The sequence below is a fragment of the Mycolicibacterium pallens genome (assembly GCF_019456675.1).
In the GTDB taxonomy this organism is placed as follows: domain Bacteria; phylum Actinomycetota; class Actinomycetes; order Mycobacteriales; family Mycobacteriaceae; genus Mycobacterium; species Mycobacterium crocinum.
The window spans coordinates 5,877,996-5,903,042 of the sequence record NZ_CP080333.1; the positions used below are offsets into that span (position 1 = coordinate 5,877,996).

Sequence of the window (25,047 nt, forward strand, 5' to 3'; positions counted from 1 at the left end):
GTTCACCATTGCCACCAGCAAAGCTGGACCAGCAGCCAAAGCGCAACTTCCCAAGCGCGCACTCTCGCGTGAGGCAACCAACAGCACTACGCGCGCATCTTGACATGAGGCAACAGGGACCGGCCCGGAAAAGACGAATCTGTGGATGAATCCGAGTCTGGGGATAAAGACCTAATCCCCGAAGCTGATGACCTCACCCCGGTTGATCGAGACCCAGTCGCGGGCCTCCAGATACGGGCGGAATGTCTCGGCGATCACTTGCTCGTCGGCTGGCGTCTTGGGCCGCTGAAGCTCGTAGAGATGCGGGAATTCGGTCCATGCGACGACTGCATCCCACAGCCGCACCGCCGCGTCCCCGGTCGGTGGGTCGATGAGCACCGGACCGAACAGGCACTGGCCGTCGGGGAAGAACAATGTCGGCACGCCGTATCCGTCGGCCGCCACGACGCGGTTGTGGTCGGCCAACACTTCGTCGCCGGTGGTGGGGTCGGCGATGGCTTGGTCGACGAGTGCGGGATCAAAACCGAGTTCGGTCAGCAAGTGCCGGGCCACCGCCGGGTCGTGCGGTTTGTGACCGTCGACATGCAGTGCCCGCCCGGCACGTTGATACCAGGCCTCCACAGCGGCCATCGACTGGCGGCGTAGCAGCGCACCGATCCGCATCATCGACCAGCCGTAGGACCAATCCCGTTCCCACGGATGCTTCTTGCCCTCTTGGCGGTTGATCTCCTCGAGGCTGAAGAAGCGCCAATTCACCACCAGTCCGGTGCGGTCGCGCACCTCACGGATCCAGCGCGACGTCTGGTAGGCGTAGGGGCACATGACGTCGAAGTGGAAGTCGACGGACTCGGGCCGGGCGCTCACATCGTGAACCTCAGGTTGCGGGCGGCGCGTTCCCCGAGCTCGGCATCGCCGGTCCAGCTGACCGCGCCCGAGTCGATCTGAGCCTGTGGGTCGATGCGTCCGCAGGCAAGCATGATGAACGTGGTCGAATCGGTGGTCAGCGTCGCAGTCGGATTGTCAAGGTGGTCAACCTGTTTCGCGCGACCGTCGACGGCTACATCGATCTCGCGAACCAGTGGTCCGGTCAGCCGGAAGGCGATGCTGCTGCCCTCGGGCACACCGACCTTCTTCCCGGCGATGTAGCCGATCGAGCTCTCCACCTGCGCCAGCGCCAGTTCCGCGGCCAAGCCCGCGTCGTCGGTCGGCCTGCCGAGCGGAATCGTGATGTCGCGGACATGGACCCAGAAATCGAACACGCGGATCTCCAGGAAGCGGCCGTAGGTGCCGCGGCCGGTGGGCATCCACGACGGCCGGTCGAGGTCGGCGGCCGTCAGCGCGCCGAGGTCACCCCGCCGCTCGGCGAATACGGCGCTGACCTTCTCGGCCAGGATCGCGGGGTCGTCGGTCCCGGCCAGGAACTCGGCCGCCCGCTCGAACGGCGGCGGCGTGGCATCGTCCTGCGGCAGCCAACCGGCCATGACGGCTTCGATACTGACGACGTGCTGAATGACGTCGCGGACGACCCAGTCGGGGCACAGCGACTGGGTCTTCCACTCGGCCTCGCTCAGGTCGGCGCACAAGCCTTCGATCGCCGAGTAACACGCCTCAAGCGCGGCGCGGATCTCGTCCAGACTCCTCATCTGGATCAAATTACGCTCAACCAGCAGCGTTGGGCAGCAGTGGTGGGCAGTTCCCTGCGGCGTCGGTGGCCAGCTCGAAATGCCACACCTCATTGGCGTAGATGCGGCACAACCCGTACCGGGCGCCGTTGTCCATCAACCACTGGTCAGCGCCGACACCGCCAATGTCGACCGCCTCACCGATGACGTGCTTGGACGCCTCGGGCGTTTGCACGTACTGGCGGGCGGCCGCCAGGCTGCCGTATTGGGCCACCGCGTTGTCGAGTAAGCGCTGCTGGAACTCCGGCGAGCGCCATCCGGATGTGACGGTCATCGTGATGCCGTTGGCCGACGCCGCGGTGGCGGCCTGCTGGATCGCGTCCAGAAGTCGCGGGTCCAAGCGGCCGACGGCGGGGTTCTGCACGTCGAACGGCGTCAGGATCTGACCGTCGGCCAGTGACCCGTCACCCGGGGGTGGATCGACGCTGACGCTGTTGTCCGCCAAAGCTATTCGAGGCGTCTGGGTCACCGAGCCGGCGGCGCCCACCAGCACCACCGCTGTTGTGGCCGCGCCCAGTAGTCCGGCCGCCACGACCGTGACATCTATCCGCATGATCTCCTCATCATCCCAGACCGAACCTGGTGCTCACCGCCGCAGTAGGACAGACTTCACCGGTGCGCACCGGACTCTCGCTCATGGCCGCCACGGTCCTGCTGACCGTCGCCGCCTGCGCATCGGAGACCGCTCGCCCGGTCAGCACGCCGGTGACCGGCCCGGCTGCCACCTCGGTGCCCGCCGCCGCGCTGGACTCCCCGGCCGCACCCGACGCGGCGCCGGCGGGTGCTCAACCCCGGCTGGCGTCGGATCCCGCGCAACTCGCCGACGACCTCGTCGCCGACGAACTGGCCATCCGCGACCCGTCGACCCCGGAGGCCGCTCTCGTCGCGGCCGCACGCCGTCAGCAGGTCGCATACCGCAGCATCGGGCGTCACCCCGAATGGGACGCCACGATTCGCCCACGAATCCCGGCGTCGCTGCTCGACGCCTACGACCGTAACGTCGACGCCCGGCGCCAGCTCGCCGCGATGGCGCATCCGCGAGACAAGCTGCCCGCCTGGCAGATTCAACCGCCGGCACCGGCCGACGAACTGCTCAGCCACTACCACGCGGCCGAGGCCGCGACCGGTGTCGGCTGGAATTACCTGGCGGCGATCAACTTGATCGAAACCCGCTTCGGCAGCATCGCCGGGTTGAGCACCGCCGGCGCAGACGGGCCGATGCAGTTCCTGCCGTCGACCTTCGCCGCCTACGGCGAGGGCGGCGACATCCGCTCACCGCACGACAGCATCCTCGCCGCCGGGCGTTACCTGGCCGCCAACGGCTTCGCCACAGACCCCGATCACGCAATTTTCCGCTACAACCACGCCGACCAGTACGTGGCCGCCGTCAAGGATTACGCCGCGGTACTGGCCGACCCCGCCACGTTCGCCGGCTTCTACCGCTGGGACGTCTACTACGTGACGACCGAGGGCGATGTCGTCCTGCCGATCGGCTACGCCGCCGACGCGCCGATGCCCGTGGGCGATTACCTGGCCACGCACCCGCAGTAGACCGGCCCGATCACAGCACCGGCAGCAGCCGCCGCAGGATCGCGACCGACGACGCGGCCACTTCGTCGACGAACGCGAGGAAATCGAATCGGGAGTCCCGGCCGGCCAAATCCGACAGTGCCCGGATGACGAGCCACGGGATCCCGAAAGCGTCCGCCACCTGAGCGACCGCCCCGCCCTCCATCTCGACCGCCAGGCCACCGAACTCCCCGTGCAGGCGCTGCCTGGTGAACTCGCTGTGCACGTACTGATCGCCGGACAGCACCGTCCCGAATCGGATTGCCGCAGGCCGATCGCCGCCACCCGCGGACCCCGACAGAGCGGGCAACGCGAACCCGTCGAGCCGGCTCGTGACGCGAGCCAACAGCTCGGCGTCCACCGCAAACCCGAGCCGGTCAGTGGGGTTGATGAAGGGAACGTGTCCGGCCTGGTAGGTCAAAAGGCCGTCGTCGTCGATCAGCCCCGCATCGTGCTGGATGACACGATCGGCGATCACCACGTCGCCTACCGCCAATTCCGGGTCGAGCCCACCGGCTACACCCGAGAAAACGATTGCGCTACAACCGAACCGGTCGGCCAGCACGGTGGTGACGAGGGCGCTGTTCACCTTGCCCATCCCGGCACCGGCCAGTACGACATCGCAGCCGTCCAGCGTCCCGGCGATGAACTCGGTGTGCCCGACGCGGACCCCCGTAGCGTCGGGCAGCAGCGTGACCAGATGACCGAGTTCTTCCGGAATCGCACAGATCAGTCCAAGAGGCACGGTGCAGTGTGGCGGCAAGTACCGCCGGCACGCAATGTTCTCCCGTCAGCCGGTCGATTGGCTGCGACGCGTCAGCGAGTGGACTCGTCGGCGATCTGGTCGGTGTCGACCTTGCCAGGCCCAGCTGGATCGTCGTTCTGGTGATCCAGCTGGTCTTGCAGGACACGCTGCTCTTCGCTGGCTTTCCTGGCATCGACCGGCGTTGCCGGCGGCTCGTTGCGCAGTTCCATCAGTTCTTGAAGGCGTCTTTGACCTTCTCGCCGGCGTCCTTGAGGCTGGACTTGGCCTGATCGAGCTTGCCTTCGTTTTCGGTGCTCTTGTCACCGGAAGCGCGGCCCACTCCCTCTTTGGCCTTGCCCGCGACGTCGTCGACCTTGTTGCTGATCTTGTCTGAGATACCCATAGGTCGCGTGTACCTCGGTAGCCCGATTACGAAACTCGCCGTTACTTCTCGGGGCCGCGGACCGTCCACACCACGAGGTACGAACCGGCGACCGGAACCCAGCCAAAGCGCCGCGAGTCGACGGCGCCCGGCGCGCGGGGATTGTCCGAGCACGCTTCAAAAGTCGCGCCACGGCCGCGCCCGCGCACCTCCCCCACGCGTTTGATCAACCACCGCGACGGCGACGTGGGATCGGGGAACACCCGTAGCTGGCCTGTACGCATCCTGCCGCCGCGAACCGCCAGGAGACCGTCACCGGGCCGAAGCGTCGGCAGCATCGAGTCCTCGACCACCAGAAACCGGCGCAGTGGCCAGTACCCGAGCCCATGGTTCTCGCGCATGTTGAAAGGGTAAGTTAGGGCACATGCTGCATAGACTTTTCGCCAACGCCACCCCTGCCCATGCTCACTGCGACCTGTACTGCGGCGTCTACGACCCCGCCCAGGCCAAGATCGAGGCCCTGTCGTGCCTCAAGACGATCCAGAAGTACCACGACTCCGATGACGACCATTTCAAGGCCCGCGCGATCATCATCAAGGAGCGGCAGGCCGAGGAGGTCAAGCATCACCTGATGGTGCTGTGGGCCGACTTCTTCACCAAGGACCACTTCGAGCAGTTCCCCAACCTGCACCAGCTGTTCTGGGACGGCGTGCACGGTGCCGGCGACGTCAAGAAGTCGCTCGACGCCGCCGTCGCCGAGAAGCTGCTCAAGACCATCGACGAGATCTCCGACATCTTCTGGCAGACCGACAAGGGCAAGCAGATGGGCGTGTACCCGCCTGCCTGACAACTGACGTCCCAGTGCCGCGCGGTCGCAATGACCGCGCGGCACTTGTGTTTTGGGGTTACTTCCAGGCGAACAGCGGCTGCTCGAGATCGTCGACCGGATCGTGGCGGCCTTCGAGGCACAGCCACCGAAGCTGAAGCAGCACAGCACCGGTCGGCGCGTGAATGAGGTCGTTGCCCAGCGGCATCTGGACGACCGGGCGAGGGCTTTCGGGGATGGTGATGAAGCGCGGCGAGTCCGGTCGCTGCAGCTGATGCAACCCCACCCGGTAGACGGCGACGACCTCGTCGGGTGAGGGCCGGGGATCGAGCCGGCCACCTCCCCAGATCACCACCGGGGTGATGATGTAGCCGGAGCGTGTCGGATAGTCGTCGAGCAGTCCCAGCACCGATGAGTCGGGCAGGTTCACGCCGACCTCCTCGTCGAGTTCCCGCAGGGCCGCGTCGACGGCGGTCTCCCCCGGGTCCAGCCGGCCACCGGGCAGCGCCCATTGCGCGGAATGCGAACTCAGTCGGGATGCCCTGCGACACAGGAAGAATGCAGCGCCCCCGGAGACGCCGACCATCCGGCCGTCGAGGCCGGGCTCCATCGGACGGCCGGCGATCCAGTCGTCGACGGGCGCTGGATCGACCCGATCCTCACCGGTCTCGGAGTCGACCAGCACCACCGCGACGGCGGCGTGCCGCTTGCTCGGATCGCTCACCGCACGACGGTCATGTCCGGCCAGATGGTCGCGGATCTGGTCCCGCAGCGCCTCGTTGTAAGTGATCGTCACCGTTGCACCATAGAGCGGCGTACTTGCCCCTGAGACACGAGGACGCCGCGAGGCGCCGACATCCAGGCGATCAGATGGCACCCCGCGGCGTCACGCGGAAATCAGTACGTCGGGACAAAAACTCCGTTGATCCAAACGCCCCAGTGATTCCAGCCCTCGTCCCAGACCTGCTTGTTGCCGTTGGCCCACGACGGGTCGACCGGCTTCGGCGGCGCCCAGGCCGGCGGAGTGCCGGCATCGGGACCGGCCGGCGGCAGCATCGGCTGCCCGGGAGCGGGCGGCGGGGGCGGCGGGCTGGCGCTGGCGGTTGCGGCACTCAATCCCAAGGCGCTCGCCGCTACTCCACCGGCAACTGCGGCACCGGCAACAATGTCGATCAACTTCATGGCTTCGTGCTCCAATCCTGCGTCAATCGTGCTTGGTTAACGATCTGCCTGGTATGGCTATAGCTATCCAGATCTGCGATCGATAAACATCCGAAGCACTGGGCAGGGCAAATACCGGACCACTCAGTCCGATCCCATCGCCGCCGCAATCGACTGCGCCATCAACCGCGCCGCGTCGTTGCGATCCATCGATGCCAGCAATTGCCCGACGCCGCGCATCTGCTCACCCACGAGCACCGTCGGACCGTTGGTCAGGTTGGCGAACGCCTCGGACACGACGTCCCCGACGGGTACCGCGTCGGTCGGCATCTGGTCCTCGGACGCGAGTGTGCCGCGTTGGTATTCGAGCTTGCGCAACGCAGGTGTGTCGGTCTTGCCGAGGATGAGCCCGATGACGTCGACGCCCTTGTCGTGCAGTTCGCTCCATAGGGCCTCGGCGAACACCATGTCGAAGGCCTTGGATGCGCCGTACGCCACCATGTTGGGGCCACCGACGAAACCGGCCCCGGACCCGAACACCACGATCCCGCCTCGGCCCCGCTGGACCATGGGGGCGGCGTAGTGATGGCTGAGCTGCATCGGCACCACGCAGTTGCGCTGCACCATCGTCTCGGCGGCTGCGATCGAATTGGACAGAAACGGTGTGAAGTCGGGGTCGGCGCCCGCGCAGTACACCAGGAAGCCGACCTCGAGGTCGGCGGTCGCGTCGATCACCGAGGCGGCCGCACCGGATACGGCGAGATCGATTGCCAGTGTGCGAGTTTCGACGCCGTACCGCTGGCGGATGCTCGCGGCGACATCGTCGAGCACCGCTTGCCTGCGTGCGAGCAACACCACGTTGAGTCCACGCTCGGCCAGCGCGTCGGCGAAGGCCGCACCCACCCCGTCGGAGGCACCCGCGATCACAGCCCAGGGTCCATACCGCGTGGCGAACTCGTCGCTCATGAGAACTTGACCTGCACGCTCGTGAACACACGCCGTGCGATCCGCCAGCCGGCCTCGGTGCGGACGATCTCGTCGTCGTAGAAGCCCTTGGCGTTCACCCCGGAGTTGTTGTCGGCAGCCATGATCCACGCGTCGACGTAACAGCGGGTGACAGCACGGTCGCCCTGCAGGTCGATCACGATATTGCTGATGCGATGCATGAGGTAGCCGGCTTCGCGATGCGCGACGTCCATGAACTCGGTGACCGCCTCGACTCCGTCCCACACCCCGATCTCGCCGTAGTCGAGCTGGCAATCGGGAGTGAACACCATCCGGAAGAGGTCCCAGTCGCGCCGGTCGATACCGGTGGCGTAGCGGATGAGAAGGTCCGAAACGTCCTGCCGGTCTTGAAGTTCACTCATGCGGGGTCTCCGTTCGGGTGCACGATGGTTCGCGGCGGCCCAGCGGAACGCCGGGCCAGGTCGATGGCTTCGGGTACCTCGTCGAGGGTCACGATCCTACCCACGCTCGGCAGGGGGTCGAGGCGCTTGGCGGCGATCGCATCCAGCGTGCCGTACCAGTCCTGCGGCATGGGACCGCCACCGAATTGGATGGTCACCCCCTGCCGCGTCGCGGTGGTGATGTCGAGAGTGTCACCGGTGTACCAGCCACCGGCACAATAGATTCGAGTGGCCATGTCGGCGGATTCGACGAGCTTCTGGATCAGTCCGCTCGCGCCGACGCATTCGAACACGACGGCCGGCCCCCACAGATTGCGCTCGCTGCGCAGTTCGCGCCACACATCGAACGGGGAGCGCTCCGCCGGGTCGACGACGACGTGGGCACCGAAGGCGTCGCGTGCCAGATCGCGGCGGTCCTGCTGATAGTCGGAGACAACGATCGGTTCGATCCCACGCTCGGCCAGTGCCGCCACCGCCGACAACCCGATGGCGCCTGCACCGATGACGATCGGGATCTCACCGGGTTGTACATCAGCCGATCGCACGTAGAACTCGCCCACCGCGAACGCGTCGACCAGAGCCGCCGCGTCGCTGGAGACGTCGCCGTCGACCACCCGGGCGATCGACTCGGCGACCACCAGTAGCTCGGCGAAGCTGCCCTGCGCCTCCGGGTGCTGGCCGATGATGCGCGCACCGTCGGCTCCGCCGTTGACCAGACGGATCGGAATGGACGTCACCCGGGCGCCGATCGGGATCTGCTCGCTGCACCCCGGCCCACGCGCGATGACCTCCCCGACGAACTCGTGCCCGAGGACGATGTCGCGGTCCGCGTCGTACAGCGAGCGACCCGTCGGATCGTCGAGGCTCAGCTGCGGATGGTCCATGAAATGCACGTCAGACGCGCAGATCGCGGTGCTCAGCGTGCGCAGAAGCAATTCCCCCTGGCCGGGGACCGGATCCGGTGTCTCCCGCACCTCGACCGTGCCGTGTCGCAATACCGCTGCCCGCACGCCCCGCACCTCCGGTTGGCTTTCTCTATTATTCGAGATAGCATCTCGACCATTCAAAATGACAGTAGGAAGACCGGCGGCTGGAGTCAAGGATGAAGGGGTCCACATCGGCGCCGACCGCGCGCGTTCTCGACATCGTCGAATTGCTTGCCAAGCCCGGAAACGAGCAACTGCGGTTCTCTGACATCGTGCGCGAACTCGACCTGACCCAGGCCACCGCGCACTCGATCCTCAAAACACTCAGCGACCGCGGATGGGTGACCCGGGACCCCGCGGGCAAGGCGTTCCGCCTGGGGCCGGCGCTTGCCGTCGTGGCTGCACGCACCGGTGCGGTGCGGCCCCTGGCACATGCGGCGCATACGACCGTCACACAGCTGTCCGCTGAATTGGGTTATGCGGTTTCGGTTGTCGAACGCGTCGGCGACTCCCTGGTGATCACCGCCTTCGAAGGCGGCGATGCAGGCGCGCAGACCCCGCCCGGGGAGCGGATCGCCTACGCCCCACCGTTCGGGGTTGCCTTCGCGGCGTGGGACACCCCTGAAGAACAACAGGCCTGGATCGCCCGCTCCGGCTCGACGAATCCTGAACTGGCCGAACGGTTGGAACGGGTGTTGGTCCGCACCCGCGAGCGTGGCTTCGACGTCGACTGGACCACGCAGGCCCTCGGGCAGATGACCAAACTGGTGGGCGCACTGCGTGACGATGTGCCCGCGCATGTCGGGGCGATGCTGGATCAGCTGCTGGTCGAGTGTGCGACCATCGGCCTATTGCCCGAAAACGACTCGGCGCCAAGGCCGCAACCGATTGCGTCGATCTGCGCACCGGTGTTCGACGACACGGGCCGGGTGGCCATGATCCTGGCGGTGCACCCGTTCGTGCCGCTGCCGATGCGCCGCGTCACCGCACTGGGGACACGGCTTGTCGAGGCGGCGACTTACTTGCGCGGGAGCGGGCTGTAGAAGACCAGCCCGTTGCCCTTGGGGTCGTAGACCACGGCGCGGCGCTCGTGCGCATCGTCGTACGGGCCCTTCACGATCCCGCCGCCGGCGGCCTCGACAGCCTTGGCTGCCGCGTCGACGTCGGCGGTCTTGATGCCGACGACGACCTGTCCGGGGATCGGATGGTCGATCTCGGTTGCCAGCGCCAAGGTGATCGGACCGCCATCGAGCGCGGCGAAATGCGTGCCGTCGCTGAATTTCACGCCCATGCCCAGGGTGTCACTGTAGAACTTGATCGACTCATCCAGATTGTCGGTCGACAGGATGATCATCTTGACTTCGTGGTCGCTCATTACGCCTCCTGTGTCTGAAGCGCCCTCAAGATTACGACAGCGACACGTGCGTCATGGGTGGCGCGGCGGGATAGGCACGGATTCCCGGGTGCAGCCACTCCGCGACGTTGCGGACATAGTCCTTGAAGACGACCAGCCGGGCCGGATCGGCGAGGATTTGCGTGCCGGGTGTCTCACTGACGAATGACGGTGCCCCGCAACCCAAATCCCAGTTGTAGTCGGCGAAGTGGTGGAAGGTCGATTCGGCCAGTGCACGACCCATCGGTAAGCCGTCGGAGGTCTCACCGTCGATCGCGACGGCGAGGTTGAAACGACGGCCACTGGCGCTGCTGCGGCCCTGCGCCACGACGGTGGCGCAGGGCACGCTCGCCGAGACCGCTCCCTCGTGCGGATGGGCGGGAAACCACTCTATGCGCCCGCTGGCGGACTGCGAGGTGCGCAGCAGCGGATGCACCGGGTCGGTGGCGAGTACCGGTTGGTAGTCGCCGTTGGCACCGGAGTGGTAGTTGGGCCAGGAGATCGTCGGGGTGTCCCGGTCGTCGCAGAGGTGGCTCTGGTCGACGGTTTTGTCCTGGAATTCGTTGACGTGGCCCAACGAGCCCAGGCGGGTCAGGCAGCAACCCAGATCCTGATGGTCGCGGGCGGTGAGCACGCCACCACCACCGCGGCGAAACTTCATGATGGCGTCGGCTTCGGTGTCGGTCAGGCCGTCACCGGTGTCGACTGCCATCAGCCACAGCTGGTCGAACGCGAGGTCGTCGAGAACGCTGAGGATCGGATCGTCACCGTGGTGTGCGCGGTCGCGGGCGACCACGTCGTGTCCGGCCGCACGCAGTTCGGCGGCCAGCAGCGAGAAGCGCCCGATGTTCCAGTCGTCGGGCTGTGCGGTGATCGTGGTCTGGAGCAGGATGCGAGACATCGTTGGCGTTCAGTCCTTTCCGGTAGCCGGTACGGCCGGTACCCGCAGATGGCTGCGGGCGGCCAGCTCGTCGTCGTCGACGAGTTCGAGCATCGGGCGACCCGGGACGCACACCATCGTGACGACGAAACGGCTCTTCACGTCGTCGCGGTTGTTGGCATCCGAGTAGTGGATGACGTCGCCGCCGGGTTCCCAGAACGCTTCGCCCGCGCGGATGACACGTGGTGGCTGCCCCTCGAGTTCAAAGAGCATCTCGCCTTCCAGCATGTAACCGAACGCCGGGCCGCTCGGATGGCGGTGCGGCGGGGCTCCGGCGCTGCCGGGCGGATACTCGATGACGACGGTCATCACGTCGGCACCCTCGGGAATGAAAGGCGGGTGCACGTCCTGCACCACGGTTAAGGCGTTCTCCCATTGCGGGTCATGGCTTTTCGACATGTCCGATCTCCTTGGTGTCAGACGGCGGTTCCGCCGCCGTCGGCGTGCAGGGTGGTGCCGGTGATGAAGCTTGCGCGAGGCGAGGCGAGAAAGAGCACGGCGTGCGCGATCTCGTCGGGGGCGGCGGTGCGGCCGAGCGGCAACGCGCGGCCGAGTTCTTCGTTGGTGTCACCCCATTGCGCTTCGACCCCTTCGGTCTTGGTAGGCCCGGGTGCGACGCTGTTGACGCGCACACCGTAGGGACCGAACTCCGCCGCCCACGATCGGGTCAGCGACTCGACCGCGGCCTTGGACGCGCCGTAGGTGGACGCTCCGCCAACGCCTTTCGATGCGACCATCGAGGTGACGTTGACGATGCTGCCGCGGCGTCGCCCCAACATCCCCGGAACCAATCCCGCGGTCAGGAAGTACGTCCCGCGCACATTGGTGTCGAAGGTCGTCTCGAAGCTCGCGACGGTCTGGTCGACGGTCAGTGCACCGGGAAAGCTCGCCGCGTTGTTGATCAGGATGTCGACATCGCCTGCCTGGTCCACCAGCGCCTGCACCGATGCGGCATCGGAGAGATCCGCGGGCAGGAAGCGGGCGCTGCCCGGTATCTGGCCGACCGCGACCTCACCGCGGTGCTGGTCTCTGCCGGTGACGATCACCGTGGCACCCGCGCCGGCCAACAGTCGGGCGCAGGCCAATCCGATCCCTGCGGTGCCCCCGGTGACCAGAGCCGTCTGCCCGCTCAGTTCGATCGCGGCGGTCATGCGATCTGGGCAGTCGGCGCAAACGCGGTGTCGGCGAGGGCGATTCGCAGTCGCTGCCGGCCGCGGGACACCCGCGACATCACGGTGCCGCGCGGGATGTTCAGGATCGTGGCTGTTTCGGCATAGGTGTGGCCCTGCACCTCGGCGTAGAACAACGCCGTGCGGAAGTCCTCCGGCAGGGCGGCCATCGCGGAGCGGAGCTCGCCGTCGGGCAGCCGCGTGAGGGCCTCGGCCTCGGCCGAGCGGGCCGCCGTGGACAGGCGAGCCGCACTGCCGGCCAGCTCACCCTCGGTGACATCGTCGACCGGCACCTCAGCCGGTCGCCGCTGCTTGGCCCGGAAGGTGCTCACCCAGCGGTTGTAGAGAATCCGGAACAGCCACGCCTTGAAGTCGGTTCCCTCGCGGAAGGTGTGATACCCCATGTAGGCGTGCAGCAAGGTGTCCTGTACCAGGTCCTCGGCATCGGCGTTCGTCTTGGTCAGTCCCCTGGCCCGGCGCAAGAGGGCATCGAACAGTGGTTGCGCATCCTGGGCGAATCGTTCGGCGGTCATGCGACCAGCCTCGCGGCCTGCCCGTCTGAGCGAACCCTTGAAAATCCGTAGTCCGGTGGCCCGGAGTCCGTGGGCCCGGGCCTAGCTCGCCCAGGACATCGCGCGCAGCTGCCTGCGCGACGAGATGCCGAGCTTGGCGAACACCTTCCGCAGATGCCATTCGACGGTGTGCGTACTGATGAATAGCTGCGCACCGATCTCCTGGTTCGTCAGCCCCTCACCAGCCAGCCGCGCGATCTGGGCCTCCTGTGCGGTCAGCTCGCCGCCCGTGCTCGGCTGCTGTTTTCGCACCTTCTCGCCCGTGGCGGCCAATTCCCGCCTCGCCCGCTCGGCATACGCCTCGGCACCCATCCGGACGAACGCGTCATAGGCCTGGGTCAGGTGATGCCGGGCGTCACTGCGGCGCAATACCCGTCGCAGCCACTCGCCGTACACCAGATGTGTGCGGGCCTGATGGACGGTGATCGTCGTGCGGCCCAACCGTTCGAGGGCTTCGGTGAAGAGGGCCTCGGCGGTCTCGTCGTCGGCCAGCATCGCCTGGGCGCTGGCCAGTGCCCCCAACCCCCAGTCGGTTCCGCTCGCCCCCGCTCGCTCCGCGAGTCGCGGTAGCGCACTGGCGGCCGCGTCGCGATCGCCGCAGCGCGTCGCCGCCTCCACGAGTTCGTACAGACACCAGCTGTAGAAGCCGACATCTTCGTATTCACATACTGTGCGGGCGGCGGCCAGTGCCTCTTCGTAGCGGCCCAGCCCGTTGTAGAGCACGGCCGCCGCGTATCCGGTCAGTCCGAGCACCCGGCCTTCGCCTCGGCTCGTTCCGTCCGCCGCGGCCGCCTCGATCAGCCGCTCGGCTTCGGTCGCGTCGCCCTGCCACGCCGTCAGCATCAACGCGTGGTACTTGACCGCCGTCGAGTGATCGGTCGCCGCGGTGATCGTGTTTGCCTCTGCGACAAGTGTTGCCGCCGTTCGAAAGTCGCCGGCCACGAGGTGGACCCCGGCTTGATAGACCAGCGCTCGCGGCAAAGTGGCCAGTGCCCCCGCATTGCGTGCGGCTCGGACCGCCGCGGTGGCGAGCTGCTCCACGATCATCGGATCCCACAATTCGTGTGCCGCCGACTCCTGCAGGATCGGGAACGCCGGAACCATCCAGCGCAAGACGTGCCGATCGTCCGCCGCAGCCAGCACACACATGTGATCCAGCCCGGTGCGCAGCGGCTCGGAGCCCGCACTGACCCCCCGAGTGATGCGTTCAGCGATGCCCTTGAGGAGATAGTCCACCGCGCGCGACAATTCGGGCTCCCGGGCGAGCGCGGCCAGCGCGGCCTCCGCTGCATGGGTCAGCGCCCCGGGGTCGCCGAGTCGCCCGGCGTACATCAATGCCGCAATCGCTTCGAGGTAACTCTCGCGAGATGCGTAGTCGTCCAGGAATTCCAGCTGTCGGGCCGCATCGAGCAGTGCCCGCGCGGTGTCACGCACGGCCGGTGCTCCGGCCTCGCCGGCTCGGCTGCGGACGAAGTCCATCTGGGCTCGCAATCGCGCGACCTGGGCCCGCTGCAGCTCCGACAGGGGCCCACGCTCCGCCAGGTCGAGCAGGTCACGCGCGGCCGCCGACGCCGCGGCATCTCGCTTGGCTTGAGCGGCGGCCAACGCCCGTGCACCGCGCAGGTCCGCGTCCGCGGTCAGGATTGCGGCGCGCTCGAGAAACGCGGCCGCCGCGGCGATCCCGCCCCGGCCCTGGGCTCGCGTCGCCGAGCTCTCCAGCTCTGCTGCCACCGCGTCGTCGGGTCCGGCCACCGCGTTGGCGGAATGCCAGGCCCGCCGGTCGGGGTCGACGTCGGGATCGGTGGCGTCGGCCAAGGCGCGGTGGATGGCTCTGCGGTCGGTCAGGTCGGCGGCGCGGTAGGCGGCCGACCGCAACAGCGGGTGCCGGAAGCGCATCCGCGGGCCGAACTCGATGACGCCGGCGGCTTCGGCCGGCGCCAGCGCGTCGACCGGGATACCGAGTGCGGCGGCGGCGCGCAGGAACAGCGCGGAATCGCCCACCGGTTCGGCCGCGGCCACGAGCAGCAGTCGGCGGGTCGGAGCGGGCAGCGCCTGGATACGCCGTACATAACCGGTCTCGATCGCGCTCGGTGACGAGGCCGAGCCGGAAATCCAGAATCCGCCGGCGAGCTCGGTGGCCGATGTATTGCGCGGAACCTCAAGTAGTGCAAGCGGATTGCCACGAGTTTCGGCGATGATGCGGTCGCGCACGGGGGGATCGATCCCGCCGAGTAACACCGAATCGAGTAGCTCACGGGCATCGCTGTCGGACAAGCCGCGTACGGTGAGCTCCGGCAGTCCCGCCAGCGGCTCGGCGCCGTCATCGCGTGCGGCGAACACCAATGCAATTGGCTCGGCCAGCAGGCGGCGGGCCACGAAACCGAGGGTCTGCACCGTCACCTGATCGAGCCATTGCGCGTCGTCGATCACGCACAACAGCGGCTTCTGTTGCGCGGCTGCGGCTATCAGGCTCAGAACCGCCAGGCCGACAAGAAAGCGGTCGGGTGCCTCGCCCACGCCGCGGCCGAAGGCGACCTCCAGCGCCAGCCGTTGCGGATCGGGCAACTCACCGAGGTGCTCCATCAGCGGCGCGCAGAGTTGCTGCAGCCCGGCGTAGGCGAGCTCCATGTCGGACTGGACGCCGGCGATCTGAAGGACGTGCAGTGCCGACGCCTGCTCTACGAGATACCCGAGCAATGCCGTTTTGCCGACGCCGGCCTCACCGCGCAGCACCAATACCTGCGAATCACCGGCGGTGACGGCCGAGATCAGCGACTGCAGCACCCGGCTCTCGGCAGCACGTCCGCGCAGTTGCGCGGGCCGTCCGTCACTCGCGATAGGCACCACCGTCTGCCCCTAGCGGACGTCACCGAATTAGTCGGCTTCGATCGTAGCCAGGGCCGGCGCGCACTGCCGTGGTGGGACCTATCCCGACAGGGGCACGACGGTCTCGTCGAGGGTGGCCATCGCCTAGGACTTGGCGGCCGCCTGCAGAAGCCAGTCCTCGAACCGGGTGTCGAAGAGCGTCGCGCCCGACCCCGGCACCAGGGTGCGCTCGCCGATGTCGACGCCCCAGTAGAGCGCGCTCGGATCGGCGATGACGGTGCGGGTATCGCCGTGGGCGATCAGCGCGGTGCGGATCAGATCGGGAAGCAAAACCATGTCGGGGCCGCCGATTTCGGTGATCCCGTTGACGGGGTCGTTCAGCGCGGCGATTGCAACGCCTTCGGCGACGTCGGCGGCGGCCATCGGCTGGAAGTACTTCGGCGGCAGCACCACCGTGTCGCGCTCGGTGGCAGAGTCGGCGAGCGTATTGACGAACTCGAAGAACTGGGTCGCGTGGACAATCGAAAACGGAATCGGACCTTCACTGATCAGCTTCTCCTGCAGGAGCTTGCCTTCGAAGTAGCCGCTGTGCGGAGCCAACTCAGCAGTGCCCACCACGGACAGCGCGACATGGTGCCGCACACCGGCGTGCTGTTCGGCGGTCAGCAGGTTGGTGGTCGCCGTGCGGAAGAACTCGATCGCCGAGTCGTCCAGCACCGGGGAGTTGGAGACGTCGACGACGACGGCGGCACCCGACATCACCTCGGCCAGGCCCGCACCGGTGATGGTGTCCACACCGGTCGAGGGTGCCGCGGCGACGGCCTCGTGACCACGTTCAGACAAGGCCTGCACCACTTTCGACCCCACCAGGCCGGTGCCACCGATTACGACGATTTTCATGATGATCCCTTCTGGCGTGCGGAAGCTGAACAGCTCCCTGACGGCCAGAACGGATGGTGGAACGAAAACTCATCCCGGCGGCGCGGGGATATCAGGCGGTGTGCGCGGTCAGCTCCACGGGCGAGGCCGTCTCGGTCGCCGTCACAAGCGTGTACAGCGGCGTGCCCCAGGCATGCGGGCCGCTGAGGGCCGGCGCGTACGAGGTGTGGATTGCGATCGCCGAGTCGGTGACCTTCCCGGTGTCGGGGTTGTAGTCGCAGACCGGATCACCGACGTCGCAGACGCTGATGGTGCGGGTGCCGATCGCCGGCGGCAGCTGCGAAGTGTTGGTCGACGCCAGGAACGAGTGATCCTGCGCGACGCCTTCGCCGTGGCCCAGCGCGACGGCGGTCGACCCCAGTTTGATCGTCGTGTCGACGGGCAGCCGGTCCCCGTCGGCGATCAGCAACGCCGCCGCCAGGTGCGGATCGTCGGCCAGTTTGTACAGGTTGCGGTGGACGACCATCGCGCCCTGCGAGTATCCGGCCAGGACCACCTTGCTGTCGGGGCAGCGCTCGACGAAGGCCTTGTACTGCGTCGCTGTCGCGTCGGTGCCGTCACCGACGCTGCCGAGGAAGCCCAGCCAACCGCTGATCCCGCCCTCGAGTGGCACCGCGGCCGCCGGGTATTGGACAGCTTCGGCGTCGATGGTGCGGCCGTCGGCGGCGAGCTGCGCTTTGAGCTGCTGGTAGGACTGGTAGACCACCGATCCCATACCGCCGTTGGCGGTCAACCCAGCCGCGTCACGCTGTCCGGATCCGGCCGCGCCGATCCAGTGGTAATCAGCGCACCCCGGGGCTGCCGACGCGGTTCCCGCCGTCAGCCCGGCCAATGCGATACCGGCGGCCAGCACGGCCGATCCAAGGCGCCTAATCACGATGAAGTCCCTCCACGGTTGTCCGCCTGTAGATCGCGCGCGACCACGTCCGGCGTTACCGCTGCGTGGCTCAGGTGACGCGAACCACGTGGTGATCACGGCTGCCAACGCGTCTAGCGTTGCGCCTCGGCCAGCAACACCCGCGCCACCCATTCCACGTGATTCAGCGACTCATCCAGCGTCAGCCGTCCGGCACGCAGCCCGGCGAGCGCAGCACTCAGCGCGGCGTTGAGCCCGAACGTCACCTGCGGAATGGCTTCGGGTTCCACGCCGGCAAGCAGGCGGTTGAACAGCTCGACGTTGGTGCGCTCCATCTGATCGATCGACGAGCGCACTTCGGGATCGGTCGATGTCATCATCTGCAGCATCAGCGCGGTCATCGCCGGGTTGCGGTTGAACGCACGCTGCGCCCGGCGCAAGTAGTCCAAGACTGCGGGCAGTGGATCGCTGTCCGACGGCTCACCGCCGGACAGGACGCGCCGGGTCAACCGCTTCTGCCAGTCCGCCAATGCGGCGGCCAACAGATTCTCTTTCGACGAGAAGTAGCGGTAGAGCGTGGCCAGCGCGACGCCCGACCGCTGGGCCACATCACGCATCTGAACCGCGTCCGCGCCGACCGCACCGATGAGGTCGATCACCTCTTCGATGATCTTCGCCCGGCGCGCAAGCTGACCACTCGTCATATCCGACAGCGGGATGACACGTCCGGCAGGCGGCACCAGGTCGGGAACTGGCGTATTGACGATGTCACCTCCGATCAAAGCTAGAACAGTCTTCTGCGATGCTACGACATGCTAACCCCAAACGGACCGGTAGTAGCAGCTAGATCGCTTGACACCAAGTAGAACCGTGTTTCACTATGGTGTGCGCGCCGGCATTCCGCCGGGTCTCTTGTGATGGGAGGACACCATGGCCGGACCGGTCGGTCTGCCGGTGATCGACACGATGATCGGTTTCCCGCACGAGGGCACCGCTCAGTACGACTTCATCCGCAAGCAGACCAAGGATCGCGAGTCCAAAGAGGACTTCGACTTCCCGGTCGAGTACATGTTCAAGGACGTGCCCAAGGGCCTGCCCACCGACGACCCCGTGTCACTGCTGCTTCAGCAGATGGACCGGTTCGGTATCGAGAAGTCGATGATCGGCGTGAGCGAGGGCTCCGCGGCAGAGCTGGCGCTCAAGATGTTCCCCGACCGCTTCATCGCCTCGGGCAACGTCAACGACCCGAACGACGTCATGGGCACCGTCAACAACATCCGCCGGGAATACGAGACGTACGGCATCCGTGCCGTGTCATGTTTCCCGTCGGGCACCTTCCCCCAGGTGCCGATCGACGATCCGAAGATGTACCCGGTCTACGCGACGTGCGTCGAACTGGGGCTGCCGATCTTTTGTTGCGCCGGTGTCCCCGGGCCGCGCATTCCGATGGCGCCGCAAGAGGTTTCACGGATCGACATCGTGATGTTCGACTTTCCCGACCTGGTCTTCGTCACCCGCCACGGGTGCGAGCCCTGGCAGGACCTCGCGGTCAAGCTCATGCTCAAGTGGCCCAACCTGTACTACTCGACCTCGGCGTTCGCACCGAAGTACTACCCCAAGGAAATCATCGACTACGCGAACACCCGCGGTGCCGACAAGATCATCTACGCCGGCTATTTCCCGATGGGCCTGTCGCTGGAGCGCATCTTCAGTGATCTGCCCAAGGTGCCGTTCAAAGACGAAGTATGGCCGAAGTTCCTGTACGGCAATGCCGCTCGGATTCTAGGACTGGAGAACTAACGCAGTGTTGGCGATCACGATCGAGCAGGAGCAGCTGGCCGAGGCCGTGACTCAGTTCGCGGCCCGGCACGCCCCGATCGACAAGACCCGGGCCGCGCTCGACTCGATCGCCGCAGGTGAATTGCCAACGTGGTGGGAGGAATTCACCGCCAACGGCTTCCACGCGGTGCACCTTCCCGAAGATGCCGGTGGCCAGGGCGGCACGCTCGCGGACACGGCCTGCGTCATCGAGGCGGCCGCGGCGGCGCTCCTGCCCGGCCCGCTGTTGAGTACGGTGTCCGCCAGCGCCGTGGCGAGCCTGGCCGACGATTCCGCGGCGACCTTGGTGGCCGACCTTGCCGGTGGTGCGACGGCCGTGGTGGTGCTGCCGGAGGATTCCAGCGTCCGCGCCGTGCCGGACGGCGAAGGGTGGCGGCTGACCGGTTCCATCGGTAGCACCCTGGGACTGCTTGCTGCACAACGGGTTCTGCTGGCCGCCCACGGTGAGGACGGCACCGAATTGTGGTTCGTGCTCGACGCCAGCTCCGGTCTTACGCTTGAACAGCAGCGCGGCACCGATCTGAGCACCGACGTCGGCACCCTCACCCTCCAGGATTACCCGGCACAGGCCCCGATCACCGGGATCGACACCGAACGAGCACGTTGTGTCGTCGCCGCACTCACGGCGTGCGCATCGGCCGGCACCGTGCGCAAGGGCGTCGAAACCGCCGTGAACTACATCCGCACCCGCGAGCAGTTCGGTAAGCCAGTCGGCTCGTTCCAGGCTCTGCAGCACAAGGCCGCCGTGCTGCTGGTGAACGCGGAGCTGGCGTCGGCGTCGGCATGGGATGCGGTCCGAGCGATCGACGAGAGCATCGACCAGCACCGGCTGGCCGCCGCGTCGGCAGCGCTGATGGCGGTCTGCGCGGGCCCCGACCTGATGCTCGACGCGCTGCTGATGTTCGGCGCCATCGGCTACACCTGGGAACACGACACCCACCTGTACTGGCGGCGGGCCACCAGTTTGGCCGCATCGGTGGGGTCGACTCCACGCTGGGCCCGTGAGGCGGGCGAACTGGCCCGCACGCTAAAGCGTTCGACGGCAATCAATCTCGGTGACGTCGAGTCGGAGTTCCGGGCCACGATCGCCGCGACACTCGATCAGGCGTCGGAGCTGGAGAACGAAACGCCGACCGATGATGCTCGGGCACCGGGGCTCGCCTACGGTTCGCAGCGCGACCTACTGGCCAAGGCTGGTCTGGTCGCTCCGCACCTGCCCGCCCCGTGGGGCATCGACGCATCTCCCGTGCAACAGGTGATCATCACCGAGGAGTTCGACAAGCGCGGGATGGTGCGGCCGTCGCTCAGTATCGCGGAATGGATTCTGCCGTCGATTCTCAACAGCGGAACCGATTCGCAGCGTGAACGATTCGCGTGGGACATGCTGCGCGGCACCAAGCGGTGGTGCCAGTTGTTCAGCGAGCCGGGTGCCGGCTCGGACCTCGCCTCGCTGGTCACCCGGGCCCAGAAGGTCGAAGGCGGCTGGCTGGTGAACGGACACAAGATCTGGACCTCGTCGGCACATGTCGCACAGTTCGGCGCGATGCTGGCCCGCACGGACCCCGATGCGCCGAAACACCGTGGCATCAGTTACTTCTTGGTCGATATGTCATCGCCCGGGATCGAGATCAGCCCGATCAAGCAGGCCAGCGGTGAGTCCCATTTCAACGAAGTGTTTCTCACCGACGTCTTCATTCCCGACGACATGCTGGTCGGTGAGCCCGGCCACGGCTGGGATCTCGCGGTGGCGACCATGGCTGTCGAGCGCACGGCAATCAGCAACTACGTCACCATCGATCGCTCACAAGCGCTTCGGCGGATGGCCGACACCGACGGCCCCGATCACGACACGATCCTGCAGGCGCTCGGTGGGATCGAAGCCCACACGACTGCCATCAAGGCGATGGTTCTGCGTGAGACCTTGCGTCTGGTGCAAGGGCAGGGCCCCGGCCCGACCTCCAGCATCGCCAAGTACGCGATGGTGCTGCTGCTGCGCCGTGCCTCTACTGCAAACCTGGGGCTCACCGGACGCCTTGCGATGCTGGAGGATTCAGATCCTGCAGTGATCAAGCCCTACTTCGACATGCCGTCAGAGCTCATCGGCGGCGGCACGGCAGAGATTCAGCTCACGATCATCGCCTCGATGATCCTCGGCCTGCCACGGAAATAGCCGGAAAGGACACAGCCCCATGACCACTGCGCTTCCGTTCAAGTTCTTCGACTGTGACAACCACTATTACGAGGCCGAGGACGCATTCACGCGCTACATCGACCCGAAACTGAAGAAGCGTGCGATCCAGTGGGCGCAGCTTGACGGGCGGCAACGACTGTTGGTCGGCGGCAGGGTCAACCGGTTCATCCCGAACCCGACGTTCGACCCGGTGGGTAAACCCGGTGCGCTCGACGAGTACTTCCGCGGCCGCAATCCCCGGGGTGCAGATCTGAACGCGTTGTTCGGCGAACTGGAGCCGATCCGGCCCGAATACCGTAACCGCGATGCGCGGCTGGAGGCGATGGACGCCCAGGGCATGCAGGGCTGCATCATGCTGCCGACCCTCGGCGTCGGGATGGAGCAGGCGTTGCTCCCCGACTTTGATGCGACGGTCGCGACGTTCAAGGCATTCAACCGCTGGCTCGACGAAGACTGGGGATTCGCCTATCAGGAGCGGATTTTCACCGCTCCCTACATCACGATGTGCCGACCGGCCGACGCGGTGCGTGAACTGGAGTGGGCGCTCGAACGCGATGCGCGCTTCATCGTGATGATCCCGGGACCGATCACCACCGAGGTCGGGATGCGGCCACCCGGTGATCCAATGTTCGACGAGTTTTGGCAGCTGGCCAATGATTCCGGTATTACGGTGTGCTACCACTCCGGTGAGACCTACTACTCGAAGTTCATGCCGGCGTGGGGTGAGTCGGACTACATGATGTCGTTCAACGCGCTGCTGGGCTTCCGCAGTCTGTTCAGTGGGGACGCGATCCAGGACACGTTCGCCAACCATCTGCACAACGGGTTGTTCCTGCGGTTCCCGAATCTGCGGATGGCGTGCATCGAGAGCGGCTCAACGTGGGTGTTCCATCTGTTCGAGAAGCTGACCAAGTCGTGGGGCCAGATCCCGTTCATCTATCGGGAGGATCCGCGGGAGACGTTCCGGCGCCACGTCTGGGTGTCACCGTTCTACGAGGACGAACTGGCCAGCCTGCTGAAGCTGATGGGTGACGACCACATCCTGATGGGCTCGGACTACCCGCACGTCGAAGGTCTGGCCGAGCCGGCCTCCTACATCAAGGACCTGGAGAACTTCGACTACACGCCCGAGCAGTGCCGTAAGGTCATGCGGGACAACGGGATCGAGCTATCGGTCCGCCGGCCGGTGTAGTCACGCTTCGTGAAGGTCGCCAAGGCCAGCCTGGTCGCGATGCTGCTGGAGGCCGGCGAGGAGAACGCCGCCGTTCTGCTCGCGCGCTCGACGCTGCCTGATGAGCTCGACACCGCCACCGATCTCGACGTCCTGCTCACGTTCGGGCTCGAAAGCGAGCAGGTCGATGAGATGGCTCGCATGGCGATCGGCGGGATCGAGCCGGACGACGTGAACACCCGCCGCCGGCGCGACCTGATGGACAAGACGATTTCGCGACGGTGGGCCGACCTCGTCGACCGTTGGCTAACGTAGGGGTGTCGAGTGTGGGGGTCCTGCACGAAATCTTGCCAAAATCTCTGCATAGCACCCACAGTCGGCGGACGCTGAAGCGATGACCGGAGAATTGGCCGGGCAGACCGTGGTTCTGATCGGTGGAAGCGCCGGTATCGGACTGGCGACTGCCCGCCGCGCTCGCGCCGAAGGCGCCGAGGTGATCCTGACCGGACGCAATGCGGAGCACCTCCAGGCTGCCGCCGACGAGGTGGGCGCCAGAGACATCGCAGCCTTCGACGCCACCGACTCCGATGAGTTGCGCAGGTTTTTCGACCGGCTGCCCGGCACCGTCGACCACGTTTTGATCACCGCAGGCGGCCCCAGCTATCGGCCATTGCTCAAGATGGACGCCGACGACGTCCGCGAGGCGCTCAGCGGACATGTCGTCCTCGGTCTGGAGGTCGCACGTAATGCGCGGGCGAAGATGCGACCTGGCGGCTCACTCACTTTCATGGGCGGCACCGGTGGGCGGCGCATCGATCACCGGCTGGGCATCGTCCCGGCCGCGACCGCCGCGCTGCCCGCGTTCACCGCGGCGCTCGCGCTTGAAATCGCGCCGATTCGCGTCAATCTCATTGCGGCCGGCTTCGTCGACACCCCGTTGTCGGCCACTCTGCTCGGCGACCAACTCGAACACCGCCGAGACGAGCTGCGCACCACACTGCCGATCGGACGGGTCGTCGGTCCCGACGATGTCGCCGCGCTCGCGGTCCACCTCATGGTGAACGGAGCGCTGACCGGCGCCACCTACGACATCGACGGCGGACAGCAATTCACCTGAAGTCGCGGTAATGTCACAACAGTCGAAAAGGACCTGGAGCGGCAACCGGTAAGCCCGCTCCCTTCCGCAAGGAAGCTCCGTACCGCCCCGCGGACCCTCGGCAAGCAACTGGCGCTGCTGCGCCGGTGGCTTGGCGCGGGCACCGACAGGGCCGTGGTCCAGCCTCCGGTTTCACAGCGCCTCCACATAGGAGGTAGTCATGCCGTTCATTCGCACCGACGCCGGGATCGTCACCCAGATCAACACGTCCACGGTGCCCGAAGGCGGTCAGCAGCCCCTGATCGAATTGCTCCGAGAGGCAGCAGAATTCGCGAGCACCATACCCGGCTGGCGTTCGGCCAGCCTACATCGCAGCCTGGACGGTACCCGGGTGGTGAACTACGCCCAAAGCGACAGCCTCGATGCGGCGCTGCAGGTGATCGAGCGGTTGCGGGCGGCGGGATTCCTGGATCGCAATGCCGAGTACGGCCAGGCACATCCCGGGCTGTATGACGTGGTCTTCACTTTGGAGCGCTGAACCGGCGCAGGTGCGGCAAGGTATCCCTTGTGGATACCAACCTCACCGACAGAGTCGCCGTTGTGACGGGTGCGAGCAAGGGAATCGGTCTGGCCATCACCGAGACCCTGACCGCCGCGGGCGCGCACGTGATTGCCGGGGCGCGGCACAACACCGCCGAGCTCGAGGCGCTCGAAGCGGCCGGTCTGGCCACGTTCGTCGCCGCCGACCTGGCCACCCCCGAGGGGCCCCGCGCGGTGATCGAAGCCGCCGCGCAGCACGGTGGCATCGACATCCTGGTGAACAACGCCGGGGCGGTCACGCCGCGCTTCGACGGTCTGCTGTCGGTGACCGACGACGACTGGCTGGCGGGCTTGTCGGTGAACTTCCTGTCCGCCGTGCGGACCACCCGGGAGGCCATCCCGCACATGCTGCGCCGCGGCGGCGGATCGATCGTGATGATCGGTTCGGTCAACGCGACGCTGCCGGAATGGAACATCGTCGACTACGGCGCCGCCAAGGCGGCCCTGGCCAACTTCGCCAAGGCGGTCTCGAAGGAGTTCGGCCGCAACGGTATTCGCGTCAACACCATCAGTCCCGGGCCGGTCGCCACCCCGTTGTGGCTGGCTGATCAGGGGATCGCCGCGCAGTTCGCGGCGGCCAGCGGGGCCACCCCCGACCAGGTCGTCGACTCCGTGGTCGCCGGTTCGGCCACCGGACGCTTCACCACCGCGCAGGAAGTCGCCGACCTCGCGCTCTTCCTCGCCGGTGACCGCTCGGCCAACATCACCGGTTCCGACTTCCGCATCGACGGTGGCTATGTCACCACCCTGTAATCCGC

31 protein-coding genes are annotated in these 25,047 nt (G+C 66.7%); 10 read left to right on the forward strand and 21 right to left on the reverse strand.

Going from position 1 to position 25,047, the window contains the following annotated elements; translation table 11 throughout:
• Positions 1–171: 171 nt before the first annotated feature.
• From K0O64_RS28725 to K0O64_RS28735, 3 genes are read right to left on the reverse strand one after another with little or no spacing between them, the layout of a single operon-like run.
• Positions 172–864 carry a mycothiol-dependent nitroreductase Rv2466c family protein gene (locus K0O64_RS28725; protein WP_071948504.1) on the reverse strand — a complete coding sequence of 231 codons (693 nt, stop codon included), beginning with the start codon at positions 862–864 and terminating at the stop codon, positions 172–174.
• Positions 861–1,643, reverse strand: a complete 783-nt coding sequence (locus tag K0O64_RS28730) for a maleylpyruvate isomerase N-terminal domain-containing protein (protein ID WP_174714154.1) — start codon at positions 1,641–1,643, stop codon at positions 861–863. The genes K0O64_RS28725 and K0O64_RS28730 overlap by 4 nt, the downstream gene beginning before the upstream one ends.
• A gap of 16 nt (positions 1,644–1,659) precedes the next feature.
• Positions 1,660–2,235 (reverse strand): M15 family metallopeptidase, encoded by a 576-nt coding sequence (locus K0O64_RS28735; protein WP_096312570.1) that lies wholly within the window; start codon positions 2,233–2,235, stop codon positions 1,660–1,662.
• An 83-nt stretch (positions 2,236–2,318) separates the two neighbouring features.
• Between K0O64_RS28735 and K0O64_RS28740 the strand changes: the two genes are divergently transcribed.
• Complete coding sequence (locus tag K0O64_RS28740) at positions 2,319–3,233, forward strand: lytic transglycosylase domain-containing protein (protein ID WP_071950219.1); 915 nt, start codon at positions 2,319–2,321, stop codon at positions 3,231–3,233.
• A 10-nt stretch (positions 3,234–3,243) separates the two neighbouring features.
• Here K0O64_RS28740 and K0O64_RS28745 read toward each other — a convergent pair whose 3' ends face one another.
• The 4 genes from K0O64_RS28745 to K0O64_RS28760 form a co-directional block, all read right to left on the reverse strand.
• Entirely contained in the window at positions 3,244–3,996 is a 753-nt protein-coding gene (locus K0O64_RS28745; protein ID WP_071950218.1) for a 5'-methylthioadenosine/adenosylhomocysteine nucleosidase, read from the reverse strand.
• 71 nt (positions 3,997–4,067) lie between these two features.
• Positions 4,068–4,226 (reverse strand): hypothetical protein, encoded by a 159-nt coding sequence (locus K0O64_RS28750; protein ID WP_164520162.1) that lies wholly within the window; start codon positions 4,224–4,226, stop codon positions 4,068–4,070.
• A complete protein-coding gene (locus tag K0O64_RS28755) occupies positions 4,226–4,399 on the reverse strand; it encodes a CsbD family protein (protein ID WP_071948499.1) in 174 nt (57 codons plus the stop codon). Before K0O64_RS28755 ends, K0O64_RS28750 begins: the two co-directional genes overlap by 1 nt.
• Positions 4,400–4,440: 41 nt before the next feature.
• Complete coding sequence (locus K0O64_RS28760) at positions 4,441–4,779, reverse strand: S24/S26 family peptidase (protein WP_372507742.1); 339 nt, start codon at positions 4,777–4,779, stop codon at positions 4,441–4,443.
• A gap of 23 nt (positions 4,780–4,802) precedes the next feature.
• Here K0O64_RS28760 and sodN point away from each other — a divergent pair, with 23 nt between their 5' ends.
• Positions 4,803–5,225, forward strand: coding sequence for a superoxide dismutase, Ni (gene sodN / locus K0O64_RS28765; RefSeq protein WP_071948498.1), 423 nt, complete (start codon positions 4,803–4,805; stop codon positions 5,223–5,225).
• Between the two features lie 58 nt (positions 5,226–5,283).
• Here sodN and K0O64_RS28770 read toward each other — a convergent pair whose 3' ends face one another.
• From K0O64_RS28770 to K0O64_RS28790, 5 genes are all read right to left on the reverse strand, one after another.
• Positions 5,284–6,000: an NUDIX hydrolase gene (locus tag K0O64_RS28770; RefSeq protein ID WP_071948496.1), complete on the reverse strand. Its 717-nt coding sequence runs from the start codon at positions 5,998–6,000 to the stop codon at positions 5,284–5,286.
• 101 nt (positions 6,001–6,101) lie between these two features.
• Positions 6,102–6,386 carry a hypothetical protein gene (locus tag K0O64_RS28775; protein WP_071948494.1) on the reverse strand — a complete coding sequence of 95 codons (285 nt, stop codon included), beginning with the start codon at positions 6,384–6,386 and terminating at the stop codon, positions 6,102–6,104.
• 123 nt (positions 6,387–6,509) lie between these two features.
• The gene (locus K0O64_RS28780; protein ID WP_096312571.1) at positions 6,510–7,331 is read right to left on the reverse strand and encodes an SDR family NAD(P)-dependent oxidoreductase; all 822 of its coding nucleotides are present in this window, start codon (positions 7,329–7,331) and stop codon (positions 6,510–6,512) included.
• A complete protein-coding gene (locus K0O64_RS28785) occupies positions 7,328–7,732 on the reverse strand; it encodes a nuclear transport factor 2 family protein (RefSeq protein WP_096312572.1) in 405 nt (134 codons plus the stop codon). The genes K0O64_RS28780 and K0O64_RS28785 overlap by 4 nt, the downstream gene beginning before the upstream one ends.
• Entirely contained in the window at positions 7,729–8,781 is a 1,053-nt protein-coding gene (locus K0O64_RS28790; RefSeq protein WP_225933570.1) for a zinc-binding dehydrogenase, read from the reverse strand. The genes K0O64_RS28785 and K0O64_RS28790 overlap by 4 nt, the downstream gene beginning before the upstream one ends.
• A gap of 92 nt (positions 8,782–8,873) precedes the next feature.
• On the opposite strand from K0O64_RS28790, the gene K0O64_RS28795 reads away from it, so the two are divergent.
• The gene (locus K0O64_RS28795; RefSeq protein ID WP_096313060.1) at positions 8,874–9,740 is read left to right on the forward strand and encodes an IclR family transcriptional regulator; all 867 of its coding nucleotides are present in this window, start codon (positions 8,874–8,876) and stop codon (positions 9,738–9,740) included.
• Here the strand turns inward: K0O64_RS28795 and K0O64_RS28800 are convergent.
• From K0O64_RS28800 to K0O64_RS28840, 9 genes are all read right to left on the reverse strand, one after another.
• Positions 9,716–10,072 (reverse strand): VOC family protein, encoded by a 357-nt coding sequence (locus tag K0O64_RS28800; protein WP_096312574.1) that lies wholly within the window; start codon positions 10,070–10,072, stop codon positions 9,716–9,718. The genes K0O64_RS28795 and K0O64_RS28800 overlap by 25 nt on opposite strands.
• Before the next feature lie 31 nt (positions 10,073–10,103).
• Positions 10,104–10,991, reverse strand: a complete 888-nt coding sequence (locus K0O64_RS28805; protein ID WP_096312575.1) for a hypothetical protein — start codon at positions 10,989–10,991, stop codon at positions 10,104–10,106.
• 9 nt (positions 10,992–11,000) lie between these two features.
• A complete protein-coding gene (locus K0O64_RS28810) occupies positions 11,001–11,429 on the reverse strand; it encodes a cupin domain-containing protein (protein ID WP_096312576.1) in 429 nt (142 codons plus the stop codon).
• A gap of 17 nt (positions 11,430–11,446) precedes the next feature.
• Positions 11,447–12,181, reverse strand: a complete 735-nt coding sequence (locus K0O64_RS28815; protein ID WP_425574817.1) for an SDR family NAD(P)-dependent oxidoreductase — start codon at positions 12,179–12,181, stop codon at positions 11,447–11,449.
• Positions 12,178–12,732 (reverse strand): sigma-70 family RNA polymerase sigma factor, encoded by a 555-nt coding sequence (locus K0O64_RS28820; RefSeq protein ID WP_071948484.1) that lies wholly within the window; start codon positions 12,730–12,732, stop codon positions 12,178–12,180. The genes K0O64_RS28815 and K0O64_RS28820 overlap by 4 nt, the downstream gene beginning before the upstream one ends.
• An 81-nt stretch (positions 12,733–12,813) precedes the next feature.
• Positions 12,814–15,609 (reverse strand): helix-turn-helix transcriptional regulator, encoded by a 2,796-nt coding sequence (locus tag K0O64_RS28825; RefSeq protein WP_071950215.1) that lies wholly within the window; start codon positions 15,607–15,609, stop codon positions 12,814–12,816.
• Positions 15,610–15,741: 132 nt separating this feature from the next.
• Entirely contained in the window at positions 15,742–16,497 is a 756-nt protein-coding gene (locus K0O64_RS28830; protein WP_096312577.1) for an SDR family oxidoreductase, read from the reverse strand.
• A 91-nt stretch (positions 16,498–16,588) separates the two neighbouring features.
• On the reverse strand, positions 16,589–17,413 hold the full coding sequence (locus K0O64_RS28835; protein WP_096312578.1) for a cutinase family protein: 825 nt from the start codon (positions 17,411–17,413) through the stop codon (positions 16,589–16,591).
• A gap of 113 nt (positions 17,414–17,526) precedes the next feature.
• The gene (locus tag K0O64_RS28840; protein ID WP_225933571.1) at positions 17,527–18,174 is read right to left on the reverse strand and encodes a TetR family transcriptional regulator; all 648 of its coding nucleotides are present in this window, start codon (positions 18,172–18,174) and stop codon (positions 17,527–17,529) included.
• A 148-nt stretch (positions 18,175–18,322) separates the two neighbouring features.
• Here K0O64_RS28840 and K0O64_RS28845 point away from each other — a divergent pair, with 148 nt between their 5' ends.
• The 7 genes from K0O64_RS28845 (at position 18,323) to K0O64_RS28875 (ending at position 25,042) form a co-directional block, all read left to right on the forward strand.
• A complete protein-coding gene (locus K0O64_RS28845; protein ID WP_071948480.1) occupies positions 18,323–19,192 on the forward strand; it encodes an amidohydrolase family protein in 870 nt (289 codons plus the stop codon).
• A gap of 4 nt (positions 19,193–19,196) precedes the next feature.
• Positions 19,197–21,401, forward strand: a complete 2,205-nt coding sequence (locus K0O64_RS28850) for an acyl-CoA dehydrogenase family protein (RefSeq protein WP_096312579.1) — start codon at positions 19,197–19,199, stop codon at positions 21,399–21,401.
• 19 nt (positions 21,402–21,420) lie between these two features.
• Positions 21,421–22,614 (forward strand): amidohydrolase family protein, encoded by a 1,194-nt coding sequence (locus K0O64_RS28855; RefSeq protein WP_071948476.1) that lies wholly within the window; start codon positions 21,421–21,423, stop codon positions 22,612–22,614.
• A gap of 9 nt (positions 22,615–22,623) precedes the next feature.
• Positions 22,624–22,908, forward strand: coding sequence for a hypothetical protein (locus K0O64_RS28860; RefSeq protein ID WP_071948475.1), 285 nt, complete (start codon positions 22,624–22,626; stop codon positions 22,906–22,908).
• A 79-nt stretch (positions 22,909–22,987) separates the two neighbouring features.
• The gene (locus K0O64_RS28865; protein ID WP_071948474.1) at positions 22,988–23,710 is read left to right on the forward strand and encodes an SDR family oxidoreductase; all 723 of its coding nucleotides are present in this window, start codon (positions 22,988–22,990) and stop codon (positions 23,708–23,710) included.
• A 199-nt stretch (positions 23,711–23,909) separates the two neighbouring features.
• Positions 23,910–24,227: an antibiotic biosynthesis monooxygenase family protein gene (locus tag K0O64_RS28870; RefSeq protein ID WP_071948473.1), complete on the forward strand. Its 318-nt coding sequence runs from the start codon at positions 23,910–23,912 to the stop codon at positions 24,225–24,227.
• Positions 24,228–24,256: 29 nt separating this feature from the next.
• Positions 24,257–25,042, forward strand: coding sequence for an SDR family NAD(P)-dependent oxidoreductase (locus K0O64_RS28875; protein ID WP_071948472.1), 786 nt, complete (start codon positions 24,257–24,259; stop codon positions 25,040–25,042).
• The last annotated feature ends 5 nt before the right edge of the window (positions 25,043–25,047 follow it).

Excerpts from the sequence above, each read along its gene's own strand:
- K0O64_RS28760 (WP_372507742.1), bottom strand. The coding sequence starts at position 4,779 with ATGCGCGAGAACCATGGGCTCGGGTACTGGCCACTGCGCCGGTTTCTG.
- K0O64_RS28755 (WP_071948499.1), bottom strand. The coding sequence starts at position 4,399 with ATGGGTATCTCAGACAAGATCAGCAACAAGGTCGACGACGTCGCGGGC.
- K0O64_RS28740 (WP_071950219.1), top strand. The coding sequence starts at position 2,319 with ATGGCCGCCACGGTCCTGCTGACCGTCGCCGCCTGCGCATCGGAGACC.
- K0O64_RS28730 (WP_174714154.1), bottom strand. The coding sequence starts at position 1,643 with ATGAGGAGTCTGGACGAGATCCGCGCCGCGCTTGAGGCGTGTTACTCG.
- K0O64_RS28750 (WP_164520162.1), bottom strand. The coding sequence starts at position 4,226 with ATGGAACTGCGCAACGAGCCGCCGGCAACGCCGGTCGATGCCAGGAAA.
- K0O64_RS28775 (WP_071948494.1), bottom strand. The coding sequence starts at position 6,386 with ATGAAGTTGATCGACATTGTTGCCGGTGCCGCAGTTGCCGGTGGAGTA.
- K0O64_RS28780 (WP_096312571.1), bottom strand. The coding sequence starts at position 7,331 with ATGAGCGACGAGTTCGCCACGCGGTATGGACCCTGGGCTGTGATCGCG.
- K0O64_RS28815 (WP_425574817.1), bottom strand. The coding sequence starts at position 12,181 with ATGACCGCCGCGATCGAACTGAGCGGGCAGACGGCTCTGGTCACCGGG.
- K0O64_RS28805 (WP_096312575.1), bottom strand. The coding sequence starts at position 10,991 with ATGTCTCGCATCCTGCTCCAGACCACGATCACCGCACAGCCCGACGAC.
- K0O64_RS28820 (WP_071948484.1), bottom strand. The coding sequence starts at position 12,732 with ATGACCGCCGAACGATTCGCCCAGGATGCGCAACCACTGTTCGATGCC.
- K0O64_RS28855 (WP_071948476.1), top strand. The coding sequence starts at position 21,421 with ATGACCACTGCGCTTCCGTTCAAGTTCTTCGACTGTGACAACCACTAT.
- K0O64_RS28845 (WP_071948480.1), top strand. The coding sequence starts at position 18,323 with ATGGCCGGACCGGTCGGTCTGCCGGTGATCGACACGATGATCGGTTTC.
- K0O64_RS28865 (WP_071948474.1), top strand. The coding sequence starts at position 22,988 with ATGACCGGAGAATTGGCCGGGCAGACCGTGGTTCTGATCGGTGGAAGC.
- K0O64_RS28800 (WP_096312574.1), bottom strand. The coding sequence starts at position 10,072 with ATGAGCGACCACGAAGTCAAGATGATCATCCTGTCGACCGACAATCTG.
- K0O64_RS28830 (WP_096312577.1), bottom strand. The coding sequence starts at position 16,497 with ATGAAAATCGTCGTAATCGGTGGCACCGGCCTGGTGGGGTCGAAAGTG.
- K0O64_RS28810 (WP_096312576.1), bottom strand. The coding sequence starts at position 11,429 with ATGTCGAAAAGCCATGACCCGCAATGGGAGAACGCCTTAACCGTGGTG.
- K0O64_RS28785 (WP_096312572.1), bottom strand. The coding sequence starts at position 7,732 with ATGAGTGAACTTCAAGACCGGCAGGACGTTTCGGACCTTCTCATCCGC.
- K0O64_RS28870 (WP_071948473.1), top strand. The coding sequence starts at position 23,910 with ATGCCGTTCATTCGCACCGACGCCGGGATCGTCACCCAGATCAACACG.
- sodN (WP_071948498.1), top strand. The coding sequence starts at position 4,803 with ATGCTGCATAGACTTTTCGCCAACGCCACCCCTGCCCATGCTCACTGC.
- K0O64_RS28735 (WP_096312570.1), bottom strand. The coding sequence starts at position 2,235 with ATGCGGATAGATGTCACGGTCGTGGCGGCCGGACTACTGGGCGCGGCC.
- K0O64_RS28795 (WP_096313060.1), top strand. The coding sequence starts at position 8,874 with ATGAAGGGGTCCACATCGGCGCCGACCGCGCGCGTTCTCGACATCGTC.